Origin of the sequence: Cohnella soli (assembly GCF_042655525.1) — a bacterium.
GTDB lineage: Bacteria > Bacillota > Bacilli > Paenibacillales > Paenibacillaceae > Cohnella > Cohnella soli.
Genome location: NZ_JBHSMI010000009.1, coordinates 13660 through 37241 on the forward strand (window position 1 = coordinate 13660; position 23582 = coordinate 37241).

Genomic DNA, 23582 nt, shown 5'->3' on the forward strand with positions numbered 1-23582 from the left:
TTTCATTCGGCGGACTGCCGGTATGAGCTTGGCGATACGCCCGTTACGCGCTTGAACGCGCGTCGGAACGAATGTGAGCTGTTATAGCCGACACGGGAAGAGATTTCATCCACGGTGTAGCGCCCTTCCAACAGCAGCTTAACCGCGTGGTCCATTCGCACGGTTTCCAAGTAATCGGACAAGTTCGAACCCGTTACTTCTTTGAACAATTGAGAAATATATTTCTCCGGTCTTTCCACTTGTTCGGCAATTCGGTACAACGTCAGCTCCGCATCGGAATAACGTTCGCCGACGAACGCTTTAATCTGCTCGACCGTCCGCGTGTGGCTATCGTTCTTGCGACCGACGACGACGGCGCACATCGAGGCGGCGATGTCTTCGATCTCCGCTTGAAGCGTCCGCTTGTCCGAAGCTTGAACAGCGATAATACGGTCTTTCAACACATCGAACCTGCCGGATTCCAGAAACGTTTTCTGGTCGAGCAGCTTCAGCAGCGTGCCCTTCAGCTCACCTACGAGTTGATGCCACATCTCGACGGACAGTTCGCGCTGCTCCGTGTTCATCGTTGCGACATGCGCCAGGATGCGGCGCGCCTCCTCCTCCTCGCCTGCACGAATTGTGCCGATGAGACGAAGCTCCAGCTCTAGCGGATAATAATACGTCGCACTTTCCATGCGGGTCTCGTCGTACCAGACAATGCCGCTGCGATCCGAATGATGCGCATGCTCAAGCGTTTGCTTAGCTTGTTCATAGGACGCGTTCACACCCGTCTCTGATTCGAATCGATCCCCGACCGCCGCCGTGAACGTAATTCGATATTCTTCGAACGCACGACGAGCCAATTGCTCAAGGAGCCCTGCGATGGCTTCCCGGCCGAGCTCCGACCCAGTTTCCGCTTCGCGGGACGCGAACACAATAACAATACGGTCGGATCCCCAATCGGTCGTCAACGTGAAGCCCGCGAGATCTGTCAACGTTTGCTTCAATATTAACCTTGCCGCGTTGAGTTCGTTCAGGATTTCAACGCTGTCCATACCGGAATACCCCTGAATTTGTATGATGCACACATAACCCGCGTGTCCGTAGATGCCAGTGTTCGCTTGCGAAGCTGCGGCGAAAATTTCTTCGCGAGACTGCAGTTCCCCTGAGATCAACCGCTTCAGGAAGGCGTCGCGAATAAGCGGAACTTGCCTGTGCAGTTCGGATTCCAGACGATTGCTGTTGCGGATCATCTCCGCGATGTTCCCATGCAGGAAGTCGTATTCGTTGCGTCCGGACGTTCCCTCCGCCGTACCGAAGACGGATACGAGACGGTGGATCGGCGCGCTGTTGCGGTAAGCGAGCGCGAGCCCAACGACTAGGCCGACCGCCAGGGCAATTCCGGTCACCGTCCATGTCATGAATTTGATCTGATTGGCGTTCTCGAGCAGGCGCTCTCTCGGAATACCCGCGCGGTACACCCAGCCGTTCGTCGCGGACACCGTCGTGATGACGAGATCGTCGGCTACGTATTGGCTGACTTCGGAAGGGTCCAACCCGCCCTGCCCCCCGAGCTTCGCCAAGTCCGGCATGCCAACACCTTGCGAAGCGATGGTCTGGCCGGCAGCATCGCTGATTAAGGTCCAACCGCCATATCGGTCGGTAATGCCTGCGAGCAAGTTGGCAATCGTCTTCTCGTCGATGATGACGACGGCCATCGCCGGCGATGATCCGCTGAAGCTGTCTAGCGGGAACGACTGCATATAAGTGACAACGGTCGTTTTCGTTCCTTTGTTGATGAACGGCCTGAGAGGCAGAAATTCGCTCCGGTGCGTCTTGCCAAGAATCGACTGTTTCCATTCCGAGAATGTCTGATCTTCATAACGGAAATTTGCAAAATAATGTTCCGGGCGGAAATACGCTGAGCCCGGTGTCAGAATGACGTTATAATTGCTTAAATACACGTAAAACTGCTGCAGAAAATCGTTCGTTTGCCCGAACGTCATGACGTTACGAAGCATTTTCCATATGCCGTACACGTTAGCTTGATCGCCCGCGTTTCTTTCGTTCATGAGCACGTTCAAATCCGGGTTAATCGCGAGCTGCCTCGTGAACCCTTCGACCTCGGCCATTCGTCTCTCCAATAATTCCTTCGTTTTCTGCAACTGGGTGAAGCTGTTCTCGATCGACGCTTTGGTCGTGACAGAGATCGAAGTCCGGTAGGACATGTATCCCGCGATGCTCGGAATAATCAATATGATCACATAAGAAATCAAGAAATTTCTGAACACGTTGGAAAACTTCCTCATTCGTGTCCCCCTTCTCTTTAGATCGCGTCAACGTGACTGCGCCTGTTATTCCTATTATCATACATTCGGCGAGTCGCCGCACTTTATTCGAATAAAGCAAAGCAACCGCAAGGAATCCCCCGCAGTCGCTCGACAATACCCACGATCTATTTCAACGCATTTAACGCCCCATCGAAAGACCGGAATTCTCCCGGCGCCATGTCGATCTCAACGTCCGTCTCCCCGTAACGAAGCTTCGTCCTGAGCGAATCGCTCGCCTTGATCGTCGCCGAAATCAGCCGTCCTTCCTTCCACTCTGCTCCGATCTCCGCACCTCCCCTTGCCTTCAATCCGGAGTAGCTTCCTTCCGGCCAGCTTGAAGGAATGGCAGGCAGCAGATGAATTTCGCCCGCGTGGCTTTGCAGCAGCATCTCCGCAAAAGCGGCGGCGCCTCCGAAATTGCCGTCCGCAATGAAAATATACGTTTCCGCCCCCGCGATGCCGGGCTTGGAGAACGTGAGCAAATTCGGAAAACAAAGCTCCCCGATCAAATACGCGAGATGTTCTCGGGCTTTATCCCCGTCCCTCAACCTAGCTCTCCCCGCAGCGAACAGTGCAAGCGTGAACTCCACGTCTTCGAGCGTCGATTCGCGCTGTCGGTTATCGAGCGTCACTTTCGCGGCATTGGCAAGCGGCGGCGTGCCGTCCGGCGTAATCTCGTTGCCCGGGTAAACGCCGTATAGATGGGACAGGTGCCGATGATCCGGCTGCGCTTCTTCGTAATCCTCCAGCCATTCCTGGAGCTGGCCTGCCCTCCCGATCATCGGCGGCGCGAGCAACGGGAGCGCCCGCTCCAGCTTTTCTCGAAGTGCCTCGTCCTTGCCTAAACGGCGGGAAGCATCGATGCAGAAGGTGAAAAGCTCGCGGACGAGCATCGTATCCATGGTCGGCCCCATCGACATCGACCGCGAGCCTTCAGAAGCGCCTTCCGGATAAAAGCTGTTTTCCGGGGAATTCGACGGTCCCGTGACGAGATAACCGTTCGCCGGATGAACCGTCATATAATCGAGGTAAAACTCGGCCGCGCTTTTCGATACCGGGTAGCCCACTTCCGCCAAAAATACGTCTCCTCCGCCGAAAGCGTCGTGTTCCTGCAATTGCGCCGCCAGCCAAAGTCCGCCGGTGACGTTCATTCCCCAGGAGTAATGCCAGCCAGGCGCAGTGAATCCCCAAGCGTTCGTAAACACGTGCGCGACCCAGCCTTCGCAACCGTAGAAATCGCGGGCAGCGTCTTTGCCTGCTTCCGACAGTCTTTCTGTGAAATGAAGCAAAGGCAAATGGCACTCTGCGAGATTGCCCGTCTCGGCGGGATAATAATTCATTTGCGTATTAACGTCGAGATGATAGTCGCAGCTCCACGCCATGCGACTAGCTTCACCATCGTTCCAAATGCCTTGCAGATGCATCGGCAATTTGGAATCTTCCCGCGAGCCGGAAATCATCAAGTACCGTCCGTACTGGTAAAACAAAGCGAACAATCCAGGATCGTCTGCGCGGCCTTCGCGAAGCGCCGTCGTTCTTTCATCCGTCGGCAGCATCTCTTCGGCTTCCGCCGCTTCCATGCCCGCCTCATCTCCGCCGAGCTTAATCGTTACTCTCGCGTACAACGCGCGATAGTCGGCAACATGATCCTGCCTGAGCCGGTCGAAGCCTTTGGCTGCCGCCAGCTCGACCCGGTGTTCCGGCTCGTGCTTCCAATCTTCGTCGCGTGTTCCGTAATCCGTTGAGGCGGCGAAGATAACGACCGCCTCATCCGCGCCTTCGATCATAAGCTTATCTCGTTCGTGACGGACAGTTCCTCCGCTCAGAATGACTTTCGCCGCTCCCGCGCCGCGAACTCCGCATCGGCCATCGCTATGTACGCTTTCGGTCGCCTGGCACCGGAAAAGAAGCCTATCGCTGTCTCCACTTTGTACCGCTTCCAAATCGTCCGTACGGCCTGAGATTTCAAGTGAGAAAGTAACTCTGCCCGGCGTATGGCTCCTTATACGGCTCGCCACAATACCGTCGGCATGCGAGGCGAACGTCTCGCGTTCGAAGCGGATACGATTGAATTCGTAAGCGATTCGGACGATCGCAGTCTCCAAATCCAATTCCCTGACGAAACGCGCTTCCGAATGCCCATACCGGAACTGGACGTCGCACATCGCCACGTTCGTGCCGAAATTCCCCTTCTCCGGCATGAGCAGCTCTTCCACAAGCTTCTCTCCGCCCTCGTAGTCTCCGGCGAAAAACCGTTCCCGAACGCGCGCCAAGTCCGCTTTGCCGTTCGAGCGGCTCGGCGTCCGCTCAGGCTTACCCGACCAAAACGTCGATTCCGTCACATACCATGTCTCGGCGTCGCCGCCTCCGGCGATGACCGCGCCGATAGCGCCGTTGCCGATCGGCAATCCTTCCGTCCAGCCTGCCGCCGGACCGTTATAACGCATTTTCATCCAATTCCCTCTCCCATTTTAATTGCATAATCATCCGTAATTCAACAATCAGCTATTTCACAATCCATGCATTTATCGTATCATTTATCATAATTTCCGTATTTGTTACCGCATCCATAAAGTTGACGATTCATCCGCTAATCGAAATGTTTTCGATGCTGCCGACGGAGGGGAACGATGAAAAGATTATCCGAAATGACGCCGTTCGTCGGCGATTATATGCCCTACACTTACGACGGCAGTTCGAACGAAGGGCTGCGCACATCCAACGTATACGCCATTCATCTGTTTCCCGAAGGACCAGGCGAGATGGAAATCGACGGCAAACGATATCCGATAGGGAGAAGAACGCTAGTATTTCTTAGGCCCGGTCAACCGCACGCGTTCCATATTTCGCCCAACCGACCTTTGTCGTCGTACAACTTGTATTTCGACCTGTGGGAGAACAATCAGCCCCGGTCGCTGAACCGGATCTTCTTCCGCTATCCCGAAAGCTACGATCCGAGCACGGGTACGCCCGCTCCGTCTTGCGACGAATTGGACGGACTGCCCGGCGTCTTCTCCCTGCAGGCGCATGCGCCGCTGTTCGACTTGTTCCACACGCTCGCAAAGCTGTTCGAAAACTTAAATCACTACCGAATCGAAACGGTGAACGCCCTGTTCTATTCTTGGATGCTCGCTTGGTTCAACGCTGTCCATACTCGACAACCGAGTGACTACAGGATTGTTCGCCTGCTTACAGAGCTCGACAATCATCCGGAAAGGCGGCAACCGGTAGCGGACTGGTGGAGGTCATGTGGATTGAAACGCACGTATTTTCACGAGCTATTCCTGCGGGAAACGGGGATGACGCCTAAGGCGTACCAGCACAAGCAATTGATGAGGAGGGCTTCTCAATTGCTTCAGGAAAGCGATCTAAGCGTTACGGCAATCGCGGAAAAACTCGGTTATACGTCGATACATCCGTTCACCCGCCATTTCGGCGCTTTTTATGGCAACAGTCCGAGGCAATACCGGGCGAACCCGAGAGCGATGCGTTAAAAAAGAAAATAACCTGCCGGAAGCCGGCAGGCTCAGTGGTTATATTGAAAAAGGGGGTCGTTATTAGAGTAGTCGAAATGTTTTAAGCAAGTATGAAGATCAGATTACAGTTTGTTTACAAAAAAGAAAGCGCTAACGAAATAACGTCCCCTCTCTTCCAGCAATTCGTATTCCAATCCCGCGAAATAAAACTAATTATTTTGACAATAAGTGTCGAAATAATTCGTAGTATGTTAGAAAGAATCCGGTCGGAAGAAGGGGTCGTCCATGAAAATTCGCAGCAAACTGTTTCTGTCCTTCGCGTTATTGATCGTCATTCTTTTTTCGCTCGGGCTCTATGCCTTCAATCAAGCTAAGCATATGCGTTCCGCCAATGAAGAGATGCGTCAAGACGGCGAACTCCGGTACACGCTTAAGTCCGTCCAATACGTGCTCGCAGGAATGTCGAACGACGAGCGTGCCTACCTGCTTAACGGGGATACCGAATTCTCGGCTGGACTGGAGCAGAAACAGAAGCAATTCACCGATCTGATCGCAGCGTTAAAAACCAACCCTTCGACCGATGAAGCCGATCTGAAAGCGATCGCGCAGATCGAGGATCGTTACGCTGCCTACGAACAAGCCAGCAAACAAGTGATTGCTCTTATGGGACAAGGAAAAGCCAAGCAAGCCGAACAGATTCATTTCGATGAAGAACGCTCGACGCGCAAGGAATTGAACGTCAAGGTCGACGCTATGGTCGACAAACTGATGAAAGAATTGAGCCAGGACGTCATCGATCGCAAGCAGGAAAACGACCGCCAAAGCGTCATTATGCTCGTCATCGTCGCCGCAAGTATTCTCGTGGCCGTGGCGATCGGTTTCTTCTTAAGCCGATCGATCACCAAACCCTTGCAGCAGATGGATACGCAAATGAAAGGCATCGCCGATGGAGACGGAGATTTGAGCAAAGAAATCGTTCTTCGATCCAAAGACGAACTTGCAGCGCTAGCCGATACGTTTAACCGGATGGTCCGCAATTTGCGCAACATCTTGTCCCGGGCGCAGGAAACCGCCATCATGGTCGCCGCGTCCTCCGAGCAGCTGACGGCAAGCGCGGAACAGACGACACGCGCCACCGAGCAGATCGTCGAGGCGACGACCGCAATCGCAGCTTCCGCGGAGAAAGAACAAACGTATGTCTCCGAGACGGTGGAAGCGATGCAGCAAATGTCGAACGGCATCCAGGAAGTGGCGGCCGCAAATGGGGAAATCGCCCGACTGGCCAGCGTCGCGTCCGAAGCATCCGGTGAAGGCAAAAGAGCCGTAGCGGACGTATGGTCCGAGATGAAAGAGCTTGACGGCTCCGTAAGCGCGGCGGAGCGCGCCATTCAGGCGCTTGGCGGCCGCTCCCAACAAATTAACGGCATCTCGAGCCTCATTACCGATCTCGCGAACCGGACGAACTTGCTTTCCTTAAACGCCGGCATCGAGGCCGCCCGTGCAGGGGAACACGGCAAAGGTTTCGCCGTCGTCGCGGTCGAAATCCGCAAGCTGGCGGAACAGTCCAAATCTTCCGCAGAGCAAATTACCGAACTGATCGGAGAAATCGTCGCCGATACGACCCGCGCGGTGGAAGCGATGACTTACGGCGCCGAGAAAGTCGCGATCGGGCTCACGAAAGCCGAATCGGTAAACCGGGTCTTCGCGGAGATCGAGTCCAACGTAACTTCAGTCGGTTCCCAAGTCGAACGTACATCCGGTACTTCGCTACAGCTCGCGGCTTCCAGCCGGCAAATCGTTACGATGGTCGAAGGTGTCTCCGAAGCCAGCCACGAAGTCGTCTCTTCCTGCCAGAACAATGCCGCTTCTACGGAAGAGCAGCTCGCCACAATGGAGGAAATCTCGTCCTCGTCCCAGTCGCTGTCCAAGCTCGCCGAAGAATTGAATGGCATGCTTGTCCGGTTTAAACTAAGGTAAGCCTCTCCGCTTACTGCCGCCAAGCAGCCAATACGCGAAAAAAGCTCCCAAGGCGACATCTTAGTCGTCCTCGGGAGCTTTTTGCATAACCGAATCTGATGCTAGCCGCGCCCACCCGGAGGCTGTTTCCTGCCGTGAGCACCGCCGACCGGCGCCGCTCCCATTCCGAGGTCGGCGCCGAATTCCTCTCGCATCTGCGCCGAGTAGGCCATCGCTTCTCTGCGCTCAGGCATTAACCCTTCCCGCAGCATTCCTTGCAAATTCGTTTCCTTGCGCGATTGTCTCATGCCGCCGTCCTCCGTAACAAGAAGAGTTTGACATGTAGTGTTGCCGATTCGCGCCGGAATTAACCGTTTTTGCTGTCGACGATCAGGGTAACCGGACCGTCATTGACGAGGGAAACGTCCATCATCGCGCCGAACTTGCCCGTCTCAACTTGCAAGCCCCGTGAACGAAGCAAGCCGTTGAACTTATCGTACATTTCCTCCGCGATTTCCGGCCGGGCCGCGCCCATGAAGTTCGGGCGTTTGCCTTTGCGGCAATCGCCGAATAGCGTAAACTGCGACACCGACAAAATCGCACCATGCCTATCTTCTACCGACAGATTCATTTTGCCCGAGTCGTCTTCGAAAATGCGCAATCCCGCCAGCTTGTCCGCCATCCAGACCAAATCCTGTTCCTCGTCCTCCTGCCCGATGCCGACCAACAGCAGAAGCCCGTGGCCAATTTCGCCAACGACTTGATCATCCACTTCGACTTTCGCTTGTTTGACGCGTTGCAATACGACTTTCATTCGTGTATCCTCCGACGACAATTTCTATAATGTTCTTTATTGCATCATCCGCTGCACGGAAAAAATATCTTTAACTCTCTTGATCTTGTCGACGACCGATTGCAGATGTTCCTTATTGCGAATCAATATCGTCATGTGCATGATCGCCATCTTGTTCTTATCGGAACGGCCGGACACCGCAGATATGTTTGTTTTGCTCTCGGATACCGCCTGAAGCACTTCGTTAAGCAATCCCCGCCGATCGTGTCCGAGAATCTCGATCTCGACGCTGTAATTGGATTCCACCGCGTCTTCCCAATCGACTTCGATTACGCGAGCCGCTTCTTCCCCGTCATCGCCGGCGGGAATGTTCGGGCAATCCGTCCGGTGGACGGAGACGCCGCGCCCTCTCGTAATATAGCCGATGATTTCGTCTCCCGGCACGGGATTGCAGCAACGGGCGAACCGAACGAGCAAATTGTCGACGCCTTTGACGCTGACGCCCTGGTTTGCTCTCTTCCGCTGGGAACCGGCTGCGGAAGCAGACGCCTTCATTTCCTTCACTTCCGAGGTGAGCTGGATTTGCTGCGCTTCTTCCGCTTCCTTGCGCATCTTCTCCGTCAGCTTCGTGCACACTTGCGGCGCCGTGATGCCGCCAAAGCCGATCGCCGACATCATATCCTCGACATCGTTAAACGTGAACTTCCTCGCCGCTTCTTGGAGCTTCTCTTCGGTCATGAACTCATGCGGCTCGAGGCCAAGTCTTCTCAGCTCTCGATCGAGAAGCTCGCGCCCTTTCTCGACGCTTTCCTCACGTTGCTCCTTCTTGAACCATTGACGGATTTTGCTTCTTGCGTGGGAAGACTGTGCGATTTTTAGCCAGTCCTGGCTTGGTCCGTACGAATGTTTGGATGTCAAAATCTCGACGATATCGCCCGTCTTCAGCTTATGATCGAGCGGCACAATGCGGCCATTTACTTTCGCGCCGATCGTCCGGTTGCCAACTTCCGTATGGATGCGGTAAGCGAAGTCGAGCGGTACGGCGCCAGCCGGCAGCTCGAACACTTCCCCTTTCGGCGTAAAAACAAATACAAGGTCGGTAAAAAAGTCCATTTTGAGCGATTCCATGAACTCCGCCGCGTCGCGAGTCTCACTCTGCAGCTCGATGATCTCGCGGAACCAGTTCATTTTCTCGCCGAAACTGTTCTGGACGACACCGGACGTATTGCCGTCCTTGTAGGCCCAGTGGGCCGCGATCCCGATCTCGCTCGTACGATGCATATCCCATGTGCGAATCTGGACTTCGGTCGGCTCCCCCGTCGAACCGACAATCGTCGTATGAAGCGACTGATACATATTCGCCTTCGGCATGGCAATGTAATCTTTGAATCTTCCCGGCATCGGCTTCCACAATGTATGAATGATGCCAAGCGTCGCATAGCAGTCTTTCACGTTCTCGACGAGAATACGAATGGCGAGCAAATCGTAAATTTCGTTGAATTGCTTGTTACGGCTCGACATTTTCTTATACACGCTATAGATATGTTTCGGACGTCCGGAAATATCGCCCTGGATGCCCATCTCGTCGAGTTTCTCGCGAATGCGCTCGATCACTTCCTCAATGTGTTGCTCCCGCTCCGTCCGCTTCATCTTCATCAGATGGGCAATTCGGTAATATTGCTGGGGATTCAGGAACCGCAGAGCGATGTCCTCCATCTCCCACTTGATGGAGCTAATCCCGAGCCGATGCGCGATCGGGCAGAAAATATCAAGCGTCTCCTGCGCGATTCTCCGCTGGCTTTCCTCCGATTGATACTTAAGCGTCCTCATATTATGAAGACGGTCGGCCAATTTGATTAGAATAACGCGGATATCGTTAGCCATAGCCACGAACATTTTGCGATAGTTCTCGTTCTGCTGCTCTTCCTTCGACTGGAACTGGATGCGCTCCAGCTTCGTCAGACCGTCGACAAGCCCCGCGATGACGTCTCCGAACTTCTCGCGAATATCGTCAATCGTCACGTTTGTGTCTTCGACGACATCATGAAGCAAAGCCGCCATCACTGTCGTGACGTCCATCTGCATGTTCATGCAAATTTCCGCGACAGCGATCGGATGCAAAATGTAAGGTTCCCCGGATTTACGGACTTGCCCCCGATGCGCTTCTTCGGCGAAATCGTAGGCTTCGCGGATTTTGCGCAAGTCCTGATCTTTCATATATGTGGCCGCTTTCTCGAGAAGCGTGTCCATGCCTGTGCCCATGCCTATGCCGCGTTCCTTTCCGCCGGCGCCAGGCGCCGATAAGTTTCCCCTGAAAGTGATTGCTACCATTATGCCTCTTCGCCGCGTAAAACGTCAACCTTAGCGCACACGGAGCAAAGATGATAAAAAGACATCCGACCACCGTCTCCGGCGCGGATGTCTTCGGTTCATACTCTTATTCGTAGGTGATGAGCGAGGAAACGTCGATGCCTTGCAGCTTGTCGCGTCCTGCCAAGTAACCGAGCTCGATCAGGAAAGTCGCGCCGATCACTTCGCCCCCAAGCTGTTCGATCAGCTTGATCGAAGTGGCGATCGTGCCTCCCGTCGCGAGCAAGTCGTCCGCGATAAGCACCTTCTGTCCTGGCGAGATCGAGTCGCTGTGAATAGCCAGCTTGTCTTTGCCATATTCGAGGTCGTAATTCGCTTCGACGGTGTTACCCGGTAGCTTGCCGCTTTTGCGTATCGGCACGAACCCGACGCCAAGCGCGAGGGCTAGCGGGGCGCCGATAACAAACCCTCGTGCCTCCGGACCTGCGATCAGATCGATTTGCTTGTCCTTCACAAGCTCTTTTAACGCGTCGATGGCGGCACGGTAAGCGGCGCCGTCTTTGAGCAGCGTCGTAATGTCTTTAAACCGAATGCCCGGTTGCGGAAAATCGGGAATAACCCGGATATAGTCCTTGAAATTCATTTGTATCAAACTCCTTTATAGAGGTCGTTCAACCATCCGCTAATGAACGCAATCGCATGAAGTTTCGCAATCGAACGTTTGCTTTTCTGCGTAATTCGCGCTTATGCGCACGAACTGCATTATACACTTTTTCACCCAGCCTTGGCTAGGGAGCCCCTTTAAATAAAAGTAAAGAAGGTTCGACGAGGAACCTTCTTTACCTTATTATTCACTATTTTGTCAGCTTCGCATCCGCCCAATCCGCATGGTCCGAATTGATTCCGTCTCCGGCGTCCGTCACGATCAGCTTAAGCTCGTTTTTGCCGGATACGTCGACGTCCACCGACTTACTCGGCGTGCTTGAGCTCATTGTGCCGATGCGCTTGTTACGAACATTCACTTGTTCGAGTTCATTCGAGCGCCAGCGCGTGGCAGCTCTCTAGCCAACGCTTCAATTCATCCGGCGACATCGCTGACAATCCCCGAAACTCGGAAATTCCTGCGGCCGCGTCGCGGAACTTGCGATACTTGGCCGACTGATCGAGTTCACGCTTAGGGGCGTTCGAGACCATATTGCGAGAAACTCCATCCGTTGCGATAAACCCGAGCTCGATGAACACATCGTGCATCATGCGCACAGTCGCGAGCGGCCAGCCTGTCTTTAGCGCGGATTCTCTCAGGAATCCGTCCGGACTGTCGAGCCAGGCGCTTTTCGCCCGACACAGCGCATACACTTCAGCGAAATGTTTGCGATCGGGAAACTCGGCTGCAGGAGGTGCTGCCTTCTTAGCCACTCTTTGTGTCTCGCCGTAAGCGAGCACTGTCACACTCTCCAACTCGGAGCTCGAGAGAAGCCAGCGTTTTAAGATTGCCATACCTCCCTCATCATCAGGCAAACCGATGAGCGCAACGTGGCAGCATCGATGTACGCCGGACGACCCGCTTTCCTTCGCTGCTGCGATTTCACCCGTAAATGCAGGAGATTCGTCGATGTTCGCACATAAGCTGACACGAATGCCATTCGTACCGTACTTATCCAGCGCTTCTCTGTAAGCCTCATGTGTAGCGCATAACAACACAACTTCTGTTCCTTCTACGCGCGACAATAGCTTGTCTACGGCCGATGACCAACGTTCACCGTCCGATCTTCGGTCGCGAACGAACAAATGATCCGACCGATAGTCCTTCAACATGATTTGGACTTTTCGATTGCCGTTCCATTCATTCACGCTCAGCTCTCCAAGGACGTCGTACCTGGCGCCTTCGACGATTCGCTCGCGCTCTTCGCCAATACCGAATGCAACAGCTTCGATTACTCGTCCGTCCTGCTCGAAAGTGGCGCGAAGATGTTTGCCTTCCTTGCCAATCGTCCGGCTTTCCTTGGCGATTACGCCAAGGAAAGCGACGCGCGGGGTCGGATTGCCGTTGCCGAACGGCTCAAGCTTCGCCATCCCGTCGACGGCAGCAAGCGTGGCTTCCCGGATCGTCGCCTGCAAGTCGACGCGACGCTTAGGCTGCCAATCTTCCTCGCTCACTCGCTCTTCGGCCAGGCCGTGCAGGCGTTCCGCCAGCTCGTCGACCTTAGCCACATCCAATGTCATACCGGCAGCCGCCTGATGGCCTCCGAAGTGGTCCATCAAATCTGCGCATGTCGATAACGCTTCATATAGATCAAACCCGTCGATCGACCGCGCCGATCCTTTGCATTTGCCCGTCGCTTCATCAATCGCCAGCACGACTGCAGGCAAATAATAACGTTCGACGAGCTTGGAGGCAACCAGTCCGGCGATTCCCGCGTTCCACCCTACCTTGGCGAGAACAATCGCTTTTCTCCCCCTGCCGTCCGGTAACGCCGGGGAAGCCCTCCACATCGCATCAGCCTCGATTGTCGTCCGTTCAACAAGCTCTTGTCGCTCGACATTTAGACGGTCCAATTCAATGGCGATGCGCTCCGCCTCATCCGCCTTAGCAGCAAGCAGCAATTCAACGGCGATTCCTGCGTGCTCCAGCCTGCCTCCGGCGTTTAGTCGAGGCGCCAAGGAAAAGGCGATCCTTCCGCTCGAGAGCTCCTCCGTCTTCACGCCCGACACTTTTGCTAACGCTGCGATGCCGGGCAACGGTGCGCGTCGCATTTGCTCAAGTCCGAGCTTAGCGATTATCCGATTCTCGCCCTCGAGCGGCATTAAATCCGCGATCGTGCCTATTGCCGCCAAGTCGGCGAAAGAAAGTTCGGGACCGCCCAGCATCGCGTGTGCCAGCTTAAAGACGACGCCCGCTCCGCAAAGTCCTTTGAACGGATACGGACAATCTTTCTGTTTCGGATTAACGAGCGCAACTGCCTCCGGCAGCGTCTCCGGGGGCTCATGGTGATCCGTCACGACGACGTCAATGCCAAGCGACGATGCATAAGCGATTTGTTGCACGGCGCTAATGCCGTTGTCGACCGTGACGATTAACTGAACGCCGGCTTCCGCCGCCAAGTCTATCGCGCCGACGTTAAGGCCGTAACCTTCCCGGCTTCGATGAGGAATGTATGTATCGTAACGAGCGCCGAGCTTCGCCAGCAATCGCGTCATCAGCGCCGTCGATGTCACGCCATCCGCATCATAGTCACCGTACACCCGAATGAACTCTCCGCCCGACACCGCCCGATTGATTCTGTCGACAGCTGCCTGCATATCCTTCATTCTGAACGGGTCCAACAACCCGCTTTCGTCCGCTACGAGAAATACCTCGGCCTGCTCCTTGCTCGCCCAGCCCCGCTCTGCCAGAATGGCAGCCGTCAACCGATCTATGCCCATCTCTTCGGCCAGTCTCGTAGATTCGCTTTCCGCTATTCTCGGCATATCCCATCTATACTTGGATTTGATCAATTAGGCCGCTCCTCTCTACACCCGTAACCAAAACGAATCCGCCGTCAATTGAGGCGGCGGATTCGAGAAGGGGCGGGACTGCAATTCGCGTCCCCTTTTATTGCAATAACGACATTTCTTCTTCTTGAAGGTTTGTTTTGTAAGGGAAACCCGGATCGTAAGGCTGCACGTTCACATTCACATCCATGACGTGAAGGAATCTTTTCGTAAGCTGCCTTCGCACTCTCATCGCGACGTCATGACCTTCAAATACGCTCATTCGCGGATTAACCCGCACAACAACGTCGACGACAAGGTAGTGACCGTGTTCTTCCGCTTTCACTTCATCGACCGTCATGACGCCGTCGACGCGTTGAACGGCTTCTACGATCGTCTGGGCATCGGATTGCTCCAGCACGCTTCGTTCCGCCGCTCGTAAAGCGTTGGCCGTCAGCCGATAACCCATCCGAACGACAAATGCCGAGATCACGATGCCTGCCGCCGGATCGAGCACGTACAAGTAAGGTTTGTCATATAGATCTCCGACGACGGCTCCCGATACGCCAACAAGAGCGATCAACGAAACAAATTTGTCCGACCGGTCATCGGCAAGCGGATCGCCTCTCATGCCGCAACTGGAATTCCGACGACGCTTATAACGCACAAGTCCTTCCCGAATGCCAATGCCTGCGGCTATGACAACGACCGCCTCAACGCCGGGCGCTTTATCTGGACCATTAGAGAGCGATCGGATCGATGAGACGCCGATCTCAATGCCCGCTACAAGCAATACGGCGGACAGTAAGATAGCTGCGATAGCTTCCGGATGTTGCTTTGATCGCTCGGAAGCTTTCGGATTTTTGCGTGCGTGACGTATGCCAATATACGACGTCATCGTGCCCGCGCAATCGGCTGCGGACTGGCAAGCGTCGGCGAGAAGCGCCTTGCTTCCCGTCACCCAGCCCGCTGCGCCTTTCAGGACGCATAATCCGAGCAATCCCCACAACGAGACTAGAGATCCTCTTTCCGCCGAGACGGAACGTTGTTCCATCGCCATTAGAGCTCCCCCTTTTCGGTTGCGCCGTTGTGTCCCTTATCCGTCATTCTATCGATCAGGCGATTATGGCGTGCTTTGGGGTTTTGTAGCGACCGCTTTTTTGATCGGTTGTCTTTTCTTCAAGAACAACCAGAGCTGACTTGCGATAAAGATGGAAGAATAAGCGCCGCTGACGAGACCAATGATCATCGCAAGCGAGAACAGCTTGATCGATTCTCCGCCGAACACGAACAAGCAGATAGCCGCGATCAATACGGTAATAACGGTGTTGATGGAACGTGCCATCGTTTGCCAGATACTATCATTCACTAGCCTGTCAAGATCCGCATGGGACTTGATTTTCGCGAACCGCAAGTTCTCCCTGATGCGGTCGAAAATAACGATCGTATCGTTGATGGAATAACCTATGATAGTCAATACCGCCAATATGAAAGGCAAGTTTACTTCCAATCGGAAAATCGAGAACATACAGATAACGAACAACGCATCGTATAGGAGAGCCACAACCGCGGATATCGCAAATCGCCATTCAAAGCGAATGCTCACATAGATGACGATGCCAAGGCTGGCTACGAGAAGGCCGATGATGGCATTCCGCTGTTGCTCCTTCGCAATCTCGACGTCAACGATAAACACTTCGAACGAGGAGTTCGGATCGATCTGTGCCTGGAACTCTGATTTTAATTTCTTCTCTTCCGCCTCGTTCAGCGCATGTTTGAAGCGGATCGATTCCCGCAACTCCGCGGACGTCAATGTAAACTCGCCCAAGTTCTGCCCTTCTAGGAACGACCGGACTTTGCCCTCTTCGATCTTCTTGGAAACCGTAATATCGACAGATGTACCTGAGCTGAAGTCAATACCGTAATTCAATCCTTTAATTCCGAGCATGATCAGTCCGATCAGCAAGATCAAAGCGGATATAGTCAGAAATCGCGGGCTTGTATGAACGAAATCGAACGATCTTTTAGAGCGCACTGATGTCACTCTCCTTCACGCTATAATACGACGGCTTGTTAATATATCCGCTCTTGATCAGCAAGGAGAGCAAGTAACGCGGCAAGAATACGTTCGTCGCGATGTTGACGATAATGCTGGCAATCATAACGATCGCGAAGCTCTTAACGATACCGTGACCCATGAAATAGAGCACGGTCATGGCGATAATCGTCGTAATATGAGCGTCGATGATCGTCCGGAAGCTGTTTTTCGCGCCTGCGCGCAGCGAAGAAGCGATTGTCTTGCCATGGCGAAGCTCGTCCTTGATCCGTTCGGCCGTAATGATATTCGAGTCAACCGCGATGCCGATGCCAAGGACAAATGCCGCGATGCCAGGTAGCGTAAGCGTAGCCCCCATTAAGTAGAAGACGCCAAGCAGCAGCCAAGTGAACGTAATCAAGCAAATGCTGGCGACAATGCCCGGTACGCGATACAGTACGAGCATAAATAACAAAATCAGTACGGAGGCCAGACCGCCGGCGAACAACGTGTCATGCAGCGATTGCTTGCCGAGCGTCGCGCCTACGCTTTGCGTATATTTCTCGGTCAACTTAAGCGGCAGCGCGCCCAAGTTGATAATATCCGCCAAGTTTTGCGCTTCTTCGCGCGTGCCTTGGCCGGTAATGACAGCTGTTCCTTGATCGAGCACGCCTTGAACGACTGGAGCCGATATTTCTTTGTCGTCCAAGTAAATCGCGAGATTTTTGTTGACGAGTCTCGTGGATACTTCCGTCAGCTTGCTCTTTTCTTTTACTTCGATTCGTACGATCGGCTCGTTCAAGCTGCCGTATTCGACTTTAGCGGCGCCTTCCTTGAACTCATTGCCGTACATTTCGACTTTGCAATAAGAGCCGTCTTTGCATCCGTCCGCACTGCGGAACTGCAGTTCTGCCGGACGTTTCATCAAGTCGCGGATTTTTTGAACCGCTTCGTCCCGTTCTTTGTCGGTTTTGCCTGTCGATACGGCGATTTTGAGACGGATGCGGTTTTTACCTTCCGTTGTCACTTCGGGTTCCGCGACTTTGCTTTTGTTCGCGCGATCTTCGAGGCTCATCGCCGTTTTGTTCAACGATTCCTTTGTTACTGTGCCGCCTGCCGTAATCGGATGCGCCTCATAAAGAATTTCCACTCCGCCCTTGAGGTCCAGGCCGAGCTTCGTGCCATCGAGCAGCTTCGGCGTAAACACGCCCATTACAGCGAAGCCAATAACCACGATAAGCACGAAAGCCAATAGTCGTTTCATCTCTGTTTGCGGTCCCCTTTCGAATCTCAATGTTCCTATTATACCTACGCCGCCAAAAAGAAGTCAAAAAGAAAGCCTTCTCGCGAAGAGAAGACTTCGTTTGGCGAATTAACGTTTGCTCATGTCGCCCCGATACATGTTAAGCGTAATGTGATTCATGAACTGCGTCACTTTCAGCGACAAAATGTCGTTGACGATCACGTGCAGCTGCGGCATGCCTTTCTTATGGTACTTGTCGCTTACACACTCCCATACGTCCGCGCCGCTTACTTGATCGTAACCGATCAGATGGAATTCTTCCGCCTTGCTTCGACATAGACGCTCGATCGTTTCGTTCAGTTCGGCCTCGTTCAGTTCGTCGGACGGCTGAAGCTCGTCGTTCCCTTCCACTGCTGCGATCCCTCCCGCACTGATGGTTGTCAGATTAATTATTCGATATGGCACACGAAAATCCTGCCTCATGCATGAAGCTGGACAACCGTCGCATACATATGGACTAACCCCGGTCGGGGCAGGCCTGATAGAAGGAAAGAGGGATTTCATGTCTTCGCGCAAACAATCGTTCATCCGAGGAGCGATGATTTTGCTGGCCGCCGGGCTGCTGAACCGCATTCTCGGCTTCATCCCGCGAATCGCTCTTCCGCGCTTGATCGGTGCCGAAGGCGTTGGCCTGATCCAGCTCGTATTTCCGTTCACCGTCGTCATGCTGACGCTCATCGCCGGCGGAATCCCGCTAGCCGTCGCCAAACTCGTGGCGGAAGCGGACGGTCGCGGCGACTCGCGCGAATCCGGCGGCATCCTGCGAACTGCGCTCGGTATTTCCCTGAGCTTCAGCCTTGTCTTGGCGGGTGTCTGCTTCTTCTTATCGGACTTCATCGCAACGCGAATAATGACCGATCCGCGTGTTCATACCGCCTTTCTGACCATGATTCCCGTGTTGCCTCTCGTCGCCGTCTCCTCCGTCTGGCGCGGTTACTTCCAGGGCAAGCAGAATATGATTCCTTCAGCATTATCTGCGACTGCCGAGACGGTATTTCGCATTGTACTGACGATCGCTTTCTCTTGGGCTTTTCTTCCCCATGGTCTCGAATACGCCGCTGCTGGCGCCGTACTCGGTATGGTCGTCGGCGAATTGGCGGGACTCGCCGTACTGGGTGTTCAATTAATTGGCGATCGCAAGCAAACAAAGACGAACCCGGCGGCAAGCGATGATAAAGCCTCTTCAGCGAACCCGCGCCCGGTAAGCAGGACGAGGGCGATTATGCAAACCGCGCTCCCTGTAACGGGAAGCAAAATTATCGGCTCGCTCTCCTATTTGCTGGAATCGATATTAACGGTGCGCTGTCTAACGATTGCGGGCGTTACGGCAGCTGGAGCGACAGCGCAATACGGCGCATTGCAAGGGATGGTCATCCCGCTCCTTCTGCTGCCCGGAGCACTCACCTACTCCCTTGCCGTCTCCCTCGTCCCCTCTTTGTCGGAAGCCGCTTCGCGTGGAGATTGGGCGACAATCCATGCCCGCTTGCATCAATCGATGAGACTCGCTGTCGTAACCGGCGCTCCGTTTGTCGTACTCATGGGGTTGCTGGCCGACCCTCTCTGTACGCTTCTTTACGGCAGCGACTCGATGGCAGACATGCTGAGGTGGCTCGCACCGCTTGCGATCTTCCTCTATATGCAAGCCCCTCTGCAAGCCGCGCTTCAAGCGCTTGATCGTCCGGGCACCGCCCTATTTAATACGTTCGCCGGGGCAGCCGTAAAGCTTCTCCTCATCATGCAACTGGCCACCAAACCCGAATTCGGTATCACCGGTGCCGTTATCGCCATTGGCGTTAATATGCTGCTTGTTACGCTCCTTCATTGGATCAGCGTCGCAAGGTTTACCGGATTCCGGATGAATCCGTTCGACTTCCTGAAAGTAACGTCGGCAATGATCGTCATGAGCGCCGTCGCAATGTGGTGCTGGAACAACAGTCCTTTGAAAGCTCAGATTGCCAACTTGTTCGCCGCCGGCATACTCGCCACATTGACTTACTTGGCGTTGCTTATCCTCTTGAAAATCGTTGATCGCCGCGATGCGGAACGGCTGCCGCTGCTCGGTCGGTTTTTCCGTCCTCGAAAGCCGGCTTAATCGCTTGCCGCCCATCGGGTCCTTCGATCACTTTTTGTCGACGTATAGCTTGCCCCGGTGGTCGATGCTGCAGAAGAATACCGTTTTGAAGTTATCGACTTCGTAACGGCCCAGTTCGCTTTTGAGCCAAAACCTGGTTTTTCCAATTTTCTCTAAATTGTCATCCTGCACTTGCCCGTCCAAAATTAACGGCATCGGCAGCAACTCGTAACGGAATTTCGGCCGGATCGACGTATCGGCGTATTCCGCTTCCGTCGTGCTTTGGGTCGGACTATTTTCCTGCTTCTTCACGATAACCGATAACTTGCCCGTCGATTCAAGTACGGCGAGCTCGACTTCTCTAATGTCCGCCACTTGATTTTCGCGAAGCTGCTGCATCAGATCGTCAAGATTGTACCGCTGTTTGAACATTTCTTTACGATTCAAGCGCCCATTTCGAATCATAACGCTTGGCTTGCCGTCGATTAGCGTCCTGATCTTTCTGCTCTTCAAGGAAGCAAAAGCGATTCCGAGCTGAACAATCGCAAGCAATGCGATCGGAGCTATCGCCAAATATAACGATTTATCCGACGACTCGATAACGATAACGGCGATTTCTGCGATCATTATCGAGATGACGAGGTCAAATACGGAAAGTTTCCCAATTTCGCGTTTCCCCATCATGCGCATGATTAGGAAAATGAAGAGATACATGAACAACGTTCGAAGCAAAATGCCCGCCAGCTCCATGTTTTTCCCTCCGCCGAATCGCATTTTGAAGCAGGATTTCTATTGTCACCGCCAACCCCCAGCATCATTCCCAAACGATCAGCGGAAAAAATGGGAATCACGCTCTCTCCTCTATCAAGCCTGTACTACGCAAGGGACAACCGCCATAAGCTTTAAAATAACGAGAACGATTTTGTTTAAGGAGTGATTCTATTGCGTACATTTTCGCGATTTTTAAGCTTGCGCAACGCTTCTCCCGTCGTGTCCGGGCTGTATTGGTCAGGCATCTGGCTTGCGCTTGGCGCACTTCTGCTTTCGGCCCTGCTGACAAACTCCTCATTCAGCGAATCTGGCATGTTGCCGTGGGTATTCGGGGTGCATGGATGCTCCGCACTTGCGGGTGGTTTCGTCTCTGCTAAACGATCGGGACGCCGGGGCTGGTATTTCGGCATGGCAAATGGATTGCTGTACACATTGCTGCTTATGACAATCAGTTTCCTTGCGACGGATGCAAGCTGGACGACTGCGGTTCCACTGCTGTTGCTCATCACTTGCTTGTCGGGCGCATTCGGCGGGATGCTCGGCGTCAATACGGGGTCGAGTTCCCGGTAAGGAGAGTAACATTTGTTATTTGTGCTATAATAGAGCGATGAATTGGAAAGACATTCAGGAGGCACAAAATGGTTCTGTTCGACAGCATGGCAACTGTATCGATATGCACGGCCATAGCGGTCGCTGTGTTGATCGGCTTTGGTACGGGCAAACAACCGCTCGCGACCGCATGGATATTTGTGAAATCGCTCGTGCTCTCGCGCAAATATTTGTTTTTTTTCGGTGCGGTGCTGGCCATCATTCTCCTGAACAAAAACGAGTTAAAACTTGAGCAATGGATTAATGTCAAATATGACTTAACCCCCATCTTAAGCGGCTGGGAAGGCGATTGGCCCGCATGGCTGCAATCGAAGCTTCGCTCCGATTGGCTAACAGCTATCTGTTCCGTCTTCTACCTCGTCATGTTCCAAGCCGTCATGATTGCGTCAGTCGGCATCTATACTCACCAAAAAAATCTTAAGCTTTACTACGCCTTCTGCGTCGCCATGCTGATGAATTACTTCATCGCTGTTCCGTTCTACTTGTTCGTCCCCGTAAATGAAGTGTGGTATGTGCATCCGCAAGTGCATTTCCTGATTCCAGAAGTTTTCCCACGGTTCGAGCAAGAATATCGCAGCCTCTCGGGTATTAACAACTGCTTCCCGAGCTTGCATACATCGATTTCCATGACACTCGCCTTTATCGCCAGCAAGTCCGGTATTCGCCGATGGGCGACTTTCGCTTGGATTAATGCTATCGTCATTGTGTTTTCTATTTTCTATCTCGGTATTCACTGGTTTACCGACATGGTTGCGGGCATTGCGCTTGCTGCATGCGCCTCGGCAATCGGCTTGAAATTCGGCTCGTGGGCCGTCAGCGATAACCCACGCAAGCTTGCAGATCGTATTAAATCGAAAATCAGGCCTTCCAGATCGCTCGACTCCTCGTTTAACAAATAAAACACCTTTCCCGTTGACCAAAGTCATGCGGGAAAGGTGTTTTGCTTGATGCTCGTAATATTTATTCTTTGCTTCCGGATTCTTTCTCCGTGGAGCGGGCAGTTACATTGTTGATGGAAGAACGTTCGAACGTCAGCTTGGTGACGTCGTTTACTTTCAGCACGATCGTGTCGTCCGTGATTTCGGCAATCGTGCCGTGAAGACCGCCAGCCGTTACGACTTTATCGCCCTTCTTCAAAGCATTCAGCATCGAGCCGCGTTGCTTCTGTTTCTTTTGCTGCGGACGAATCAGCAGGAAATAGAAAATGGCAAACATCAGAATGAACGGTGCAATTGTAATCCAAATACTACCTTCGGAACCCTTTTCCGCTAACCACATAAATCGTTAACTCCCCTCGTTTTTAGAAGCCGCTTTCGTTGCCAGCCATTCCATATTTCTCGAAAAACTCATCTCGGAACGTGCCCAACCGATCGTTCCGAATGGCATCACGCACTTGCGCCATCAGTTGCACAAGGAAATGCAAGTTGTGAATCGTCGTCAGCCTCAGACCGAACATCTCGTCCGCTTTAATCAGATGTCTTACGTAAGCGCGCGAATAGTTCCGGCATGCGTAACAGGAGCATTCCGGGTCCATCGGACCGAAATCGTTCGTGTATTTGGCGTTTTTGACGACCAAGCGTCCTTGACTTGTCATCAGCGTACCGTTGCGCGCAATTCGCGTCGGCAGCACGCAATCGAACATGTCGATACCGCGAATGCTTCCGTCCAGTAAGGCGTCCGGGGAGCCGACTCCCATTAAATACCGGGGCTTATGGGAAGGGAGCAGATGAACTGTCTCTTCCAGCATCTCATACATGAGATGCTTAGGCTCGCCAACGCTCAAACCTCCCATAGCATACCCCGGAAAATCAAGGGAAGTCAAATCCAGCGCGCTTTGTTTACGCAAGTCCTTATGCATGCCGCCCTGCACGATGCCGAACAACGCCTGGTCGTTCGGACGCCCGTGCGCTTTTAAGCACCGCTCCGCCCAGCGGCTTGTCCGTTCCGTCGATTCCTTGACGTATTTGTATTCCGCCGGGTAAGGCGGGCATTCGTCGAACGCCATGATGATATCCGCGCCTAGAGCGTTCTGCACATGCGTGGCGCTTTCCGGCGTCAGACTCAGTTTGTCCCCGTTTAAATGGGAACGGAACACGACGCCTTCTTCTGTAATTTTGCGCATTTCGCTTAGAGAGAACACTTGGAAGCCGCCGCTGTCGGTCAGAATCGGCCGGTCCCAGTTCATGAACTTGTGCAAGCCGCCCGCCGCTTGGACGAGCTCATGTCCGGGACGAAGGAACAGATGATAAGTATTGCTGAGGATGATTTCGGCTCCAAGCGCCTTTAATTCTTCCGGACTCATTCCTTTTACGGATGCTTGCGTGCCTACTGGCATAAAGGTCGGCGTCTCGATGACGCCATGCGGCGTATGAACCCTTCCGAGCCGCGCGCCGGTTTGGGCGCAAGTTTTAATCAATTCGTATCGGACTGCCATATTTGGATTCCTCTCTGTCGATGAGTCGATCATAAGGGACTGAC

The 23582-nt window shown here is 53.5% G+C and carries 20 protein-coding genes; 5 read left to right on the plus strand and 15 right to left on the minus strand.

All coding sequences use genetic code 11. The annotated features are described in order from the left end of the window. Positions 1-2: 2 nt before the first annotated feature. Together ACFPOF_RS04725 and ACFPOF_RS04730 are read right to left on the minus strand one after the other, a co-directional pair. A complete protein-coding gene (locus tag ACFPOF_RS04725) occupies positions 3-2288 on the minus strand; it encodes a helix-turn-helix domain-containing protein (protein ID WP_378130105.1) in 2286 nt (761 codons plus the stop codon). Positions 2289-2434: 146 nt separating this feature from the next. After that, the gene (locus ACFPOF_RS04730; RefSeq protein ID WP_378130106.1) at positions 2435-4762 is read right to left on the minus strand and encodes a glycoside hydrolase family 95 protein; all 2328 of its coding nucleotides are present in this window, start codon (positions 4760-4762) and stop codon (positions 2435-2437) included. Between the two features lie 177 nt (positions 4763-4939). On the opposite strand from ACFPOF_RS04730, the gene ACFPOF_RS04735 reads away from it, so the two are divergent. Then, entirely contained in the window at positions 4940-5803 is an 864-nt protein-coding gene (locus tag ACFPOF_RS04735) for a helix-turn-helix domain-containing protein (RefSeq protein WP_378130107.1), read from the plus strand. 267 nt (positions 5804-6070) lie between these two features. Further along, a complete protein-coding gene (locus ACFPOF_RS04740) occupies positions 6071-7762 on the plus strand; it encodes a methyl-accepting chemotaxis protein (RefSeq protein ID WP_378130108.1) in 1692 nt (563 codons plus the stop codon). 101 nt (positions 7763-7863) lie between these two features. On the opposite strand, the gene ACFPOF_RS04745 is transcribed toward ACFPOF_RS04740, so the two are convergent. The 10 genes from ACFPOF_RS04745 to ACFPOF_RS04790 form a co-directional block, all read right to left on the minus strand. Then, a complete protein-coding gene (locus ACFPOF_RS04745; protein ID WP_378130110.1) occupies positions 7864-8049 on the minus strand; it encodes a hypothetical protein in 186 nt (61 codons plus the stop codon). A gap of 59 nt (positions 8050-8108) precedes the next feature. After that, positions 8109-8555, minus strand: coding sequence for a D-aminoacyl-tRNA deacylase (dtd, locus tag ACFPOF_RS04750; RefSeq protein ID WP_378130112.1), 447 nt, complete (start codon positions 8553-8555; stop codon positions 8109-8111). Between the two features lie 36 nt (positions 8556-8591). Continuing rightward, positions 8592-10796, minus strand: coding sequence for a RelA/SpoT family protein (locus ACFPOF_RS04755; RefSeq protein ID WP_378130441.1), 2205 nt, complete (start codon positions 10794-10796; stop codon positions 8592-8594). Between the two features lie 175 nt (positions 10797-10971). Further along, positions 10972-11487 carry an adenine phosphoribosyltransferase gene (locus tag ACFPOF_RS04760; protein WP_378130114.1) on the minus strand — a complete coding sequence of 172 codons (516 nt, stop codon included), beginning with the start codon at positions 11485-11487 and terminating at the stop codon, positions 10972-10974. A 211-nt stretch (positions 11488-11698) separates the two neighbouring features. Then, complete coding sequence (locus tag ACFPOF_RS04765; protein ID WP_378130116.1) at positions 11699-11866, minus strand: NPCBM/NEW2 domain-containing protein; 168 nt, start codon at positions 11864-11866, stop codon at positions 11699-11701. Positions 11867-11876: 10 nt separating this feature from the next. Beyond that, entirely contained in the window at positions 11877-14339 is a 2463-nt protein-coding gene (gene recJ / locus ACFPOF_RS04770) for a single-stranded-DNA-specific exonuclease RecJ (protein WP_378130118.1), read from the minus strand. Positions 14340-14436: 97 nt separating this feature from the next. Then, complete coding sequence (locus tag ACFPOF_RS04775) at positions 14437-15375, minus strand: cation diffusion facilitator family transporter (protein ID WP_378130120.1); 939 nt, start codon at positions 15373-15375, stop codon at positions 14437-14439. A gap of 63 nt (positions 15376-15438) precedes the next feature. Beyond that, the gene (secF, locus tag ACFPOF_RS04780; RefSeq protein WP_378130122.1) at positions 15439-16350 is read right to left on the minus strand and encodes a protein translocase subunit SecF; all 912 of its coding nucleotides are present in this window, start codon (positions 16348-16350) and stop codon (positions 15439-15441) included. Then, complete coding sequence (gene secD, locus ACFPOF_RS04785; protein WP_378130124.1) at positions 16340-17614, minus strand: protein translocase subunit SecD; 1275 nt, start codon at positions 17612-17614, stop codon at positions 16340-16342. The genes secF and secD overlap by 11 nt, the downstream gene beginning before the upstream one ends. A gap of 108 nt (positions 17615-17722) precedes the next feature. Then, the gene (locus tag ACFPOF_RS04790) at positions 17723-18004 is read right to left on the minus strand and encodes a post-transcriptional regulator (RefSeq protein ID WP_378130126.1); all 282 of its coding nucleotides are present in this window, start codon (positions 18002-18004) and stop codon (positions 17723-17725) included. A 151-nt stretch (positions 18005-18155) separates the two neighbouring features. Between ACFPOF_RS04790 and spoVB the strand changes: the two genes are divergently transcribed. Then, positions 18156-19745, plus strand: a complete 1590-nt coding sequence (gene spoVB / locus ACFPOF_RS04795; RefSeq protein WP_378130128.1) for a stage V sporulation protein B — start codon at positions 18156-18158, stop codon at positions 19743-19745. Positions 19746-19772: 27 nt separating this feature from the next. On the opposite strand, the gene ACFPOF_RS04800 is transcribed toward spoVB, so the two are convergent. After that, positions 19773-20474, minus strand: a complete 702-nt coding sequence (locus ACFPOF_RS04800) for a DUF421 domain-containing protein (RefSeq protein ID WP_378130130.1) — start codon at positions 20472-20474, stop codon at positions 19773-19775. Positions 20475-20666: 192 nt separating this feature from the next. On the opposite strand from ACFPOF_RS04800, the gene ACFPOF_RS04805 reads away from it, so the two are divergent. Together ACFPOF_RS04805 and ACFPOF_RS04810 are read left to right on the plus strand one after the other, a co-directional pair. Then, positions 20667-21065 carry a TIGR04086 family membrane protein gene (locus tag ACFPOF_RS04805; protein WP_378130132.1) on the plus strand — a complete coding sequence of 133 codons (399 nt, stop codon included), beginning with the start codon at positions 20667-20669 and terminating at the stop codon, positions 21063-21065. 68 nt (positions 21066-21133) lie between these two features. Beyond that, on the plus strand, positions 21134-22003 hold the full coding sequence (locus ACFPOF_RS04810; protein WP_378130134.1) for a phosphatase PAP2 family protein: 870 nt from the start codon (positions 21134-21136) through the stop codon (positions 22001-22003). Positions 22004-22064: 61 nt separating this feature from the next. Here the strand turns inward: ACFPOF_RS04810 and yajC are convergent, their stop codons facing one another. After that, positions 22065-22382, minus strand: coding sequence for a preprotein translocase subunit YajC (yajC, locus tag ACFPOF_RS04815; RefSeq protein ID WP_378130136.1), 318 nt, complete (start codon positions 22380-22382; stop codon positions 22065-22067). Between the two features lie 22 nt (positions 22383-22404). Further along, on the minus strand, positions 22405-23538 hold the full coding sequence (tgt, locus tag ACFPOF_RS04820; RefSeq protein WP_378130138.1) for a tRNA guanosine(34) transglycosylase Tgt: 1134 nt from the start codon (positions 23536-23538) through the stop codon (positions 22405-22407). Between the last annotated feature and the right edge of the window lie 44 nt (positions 23539-23582).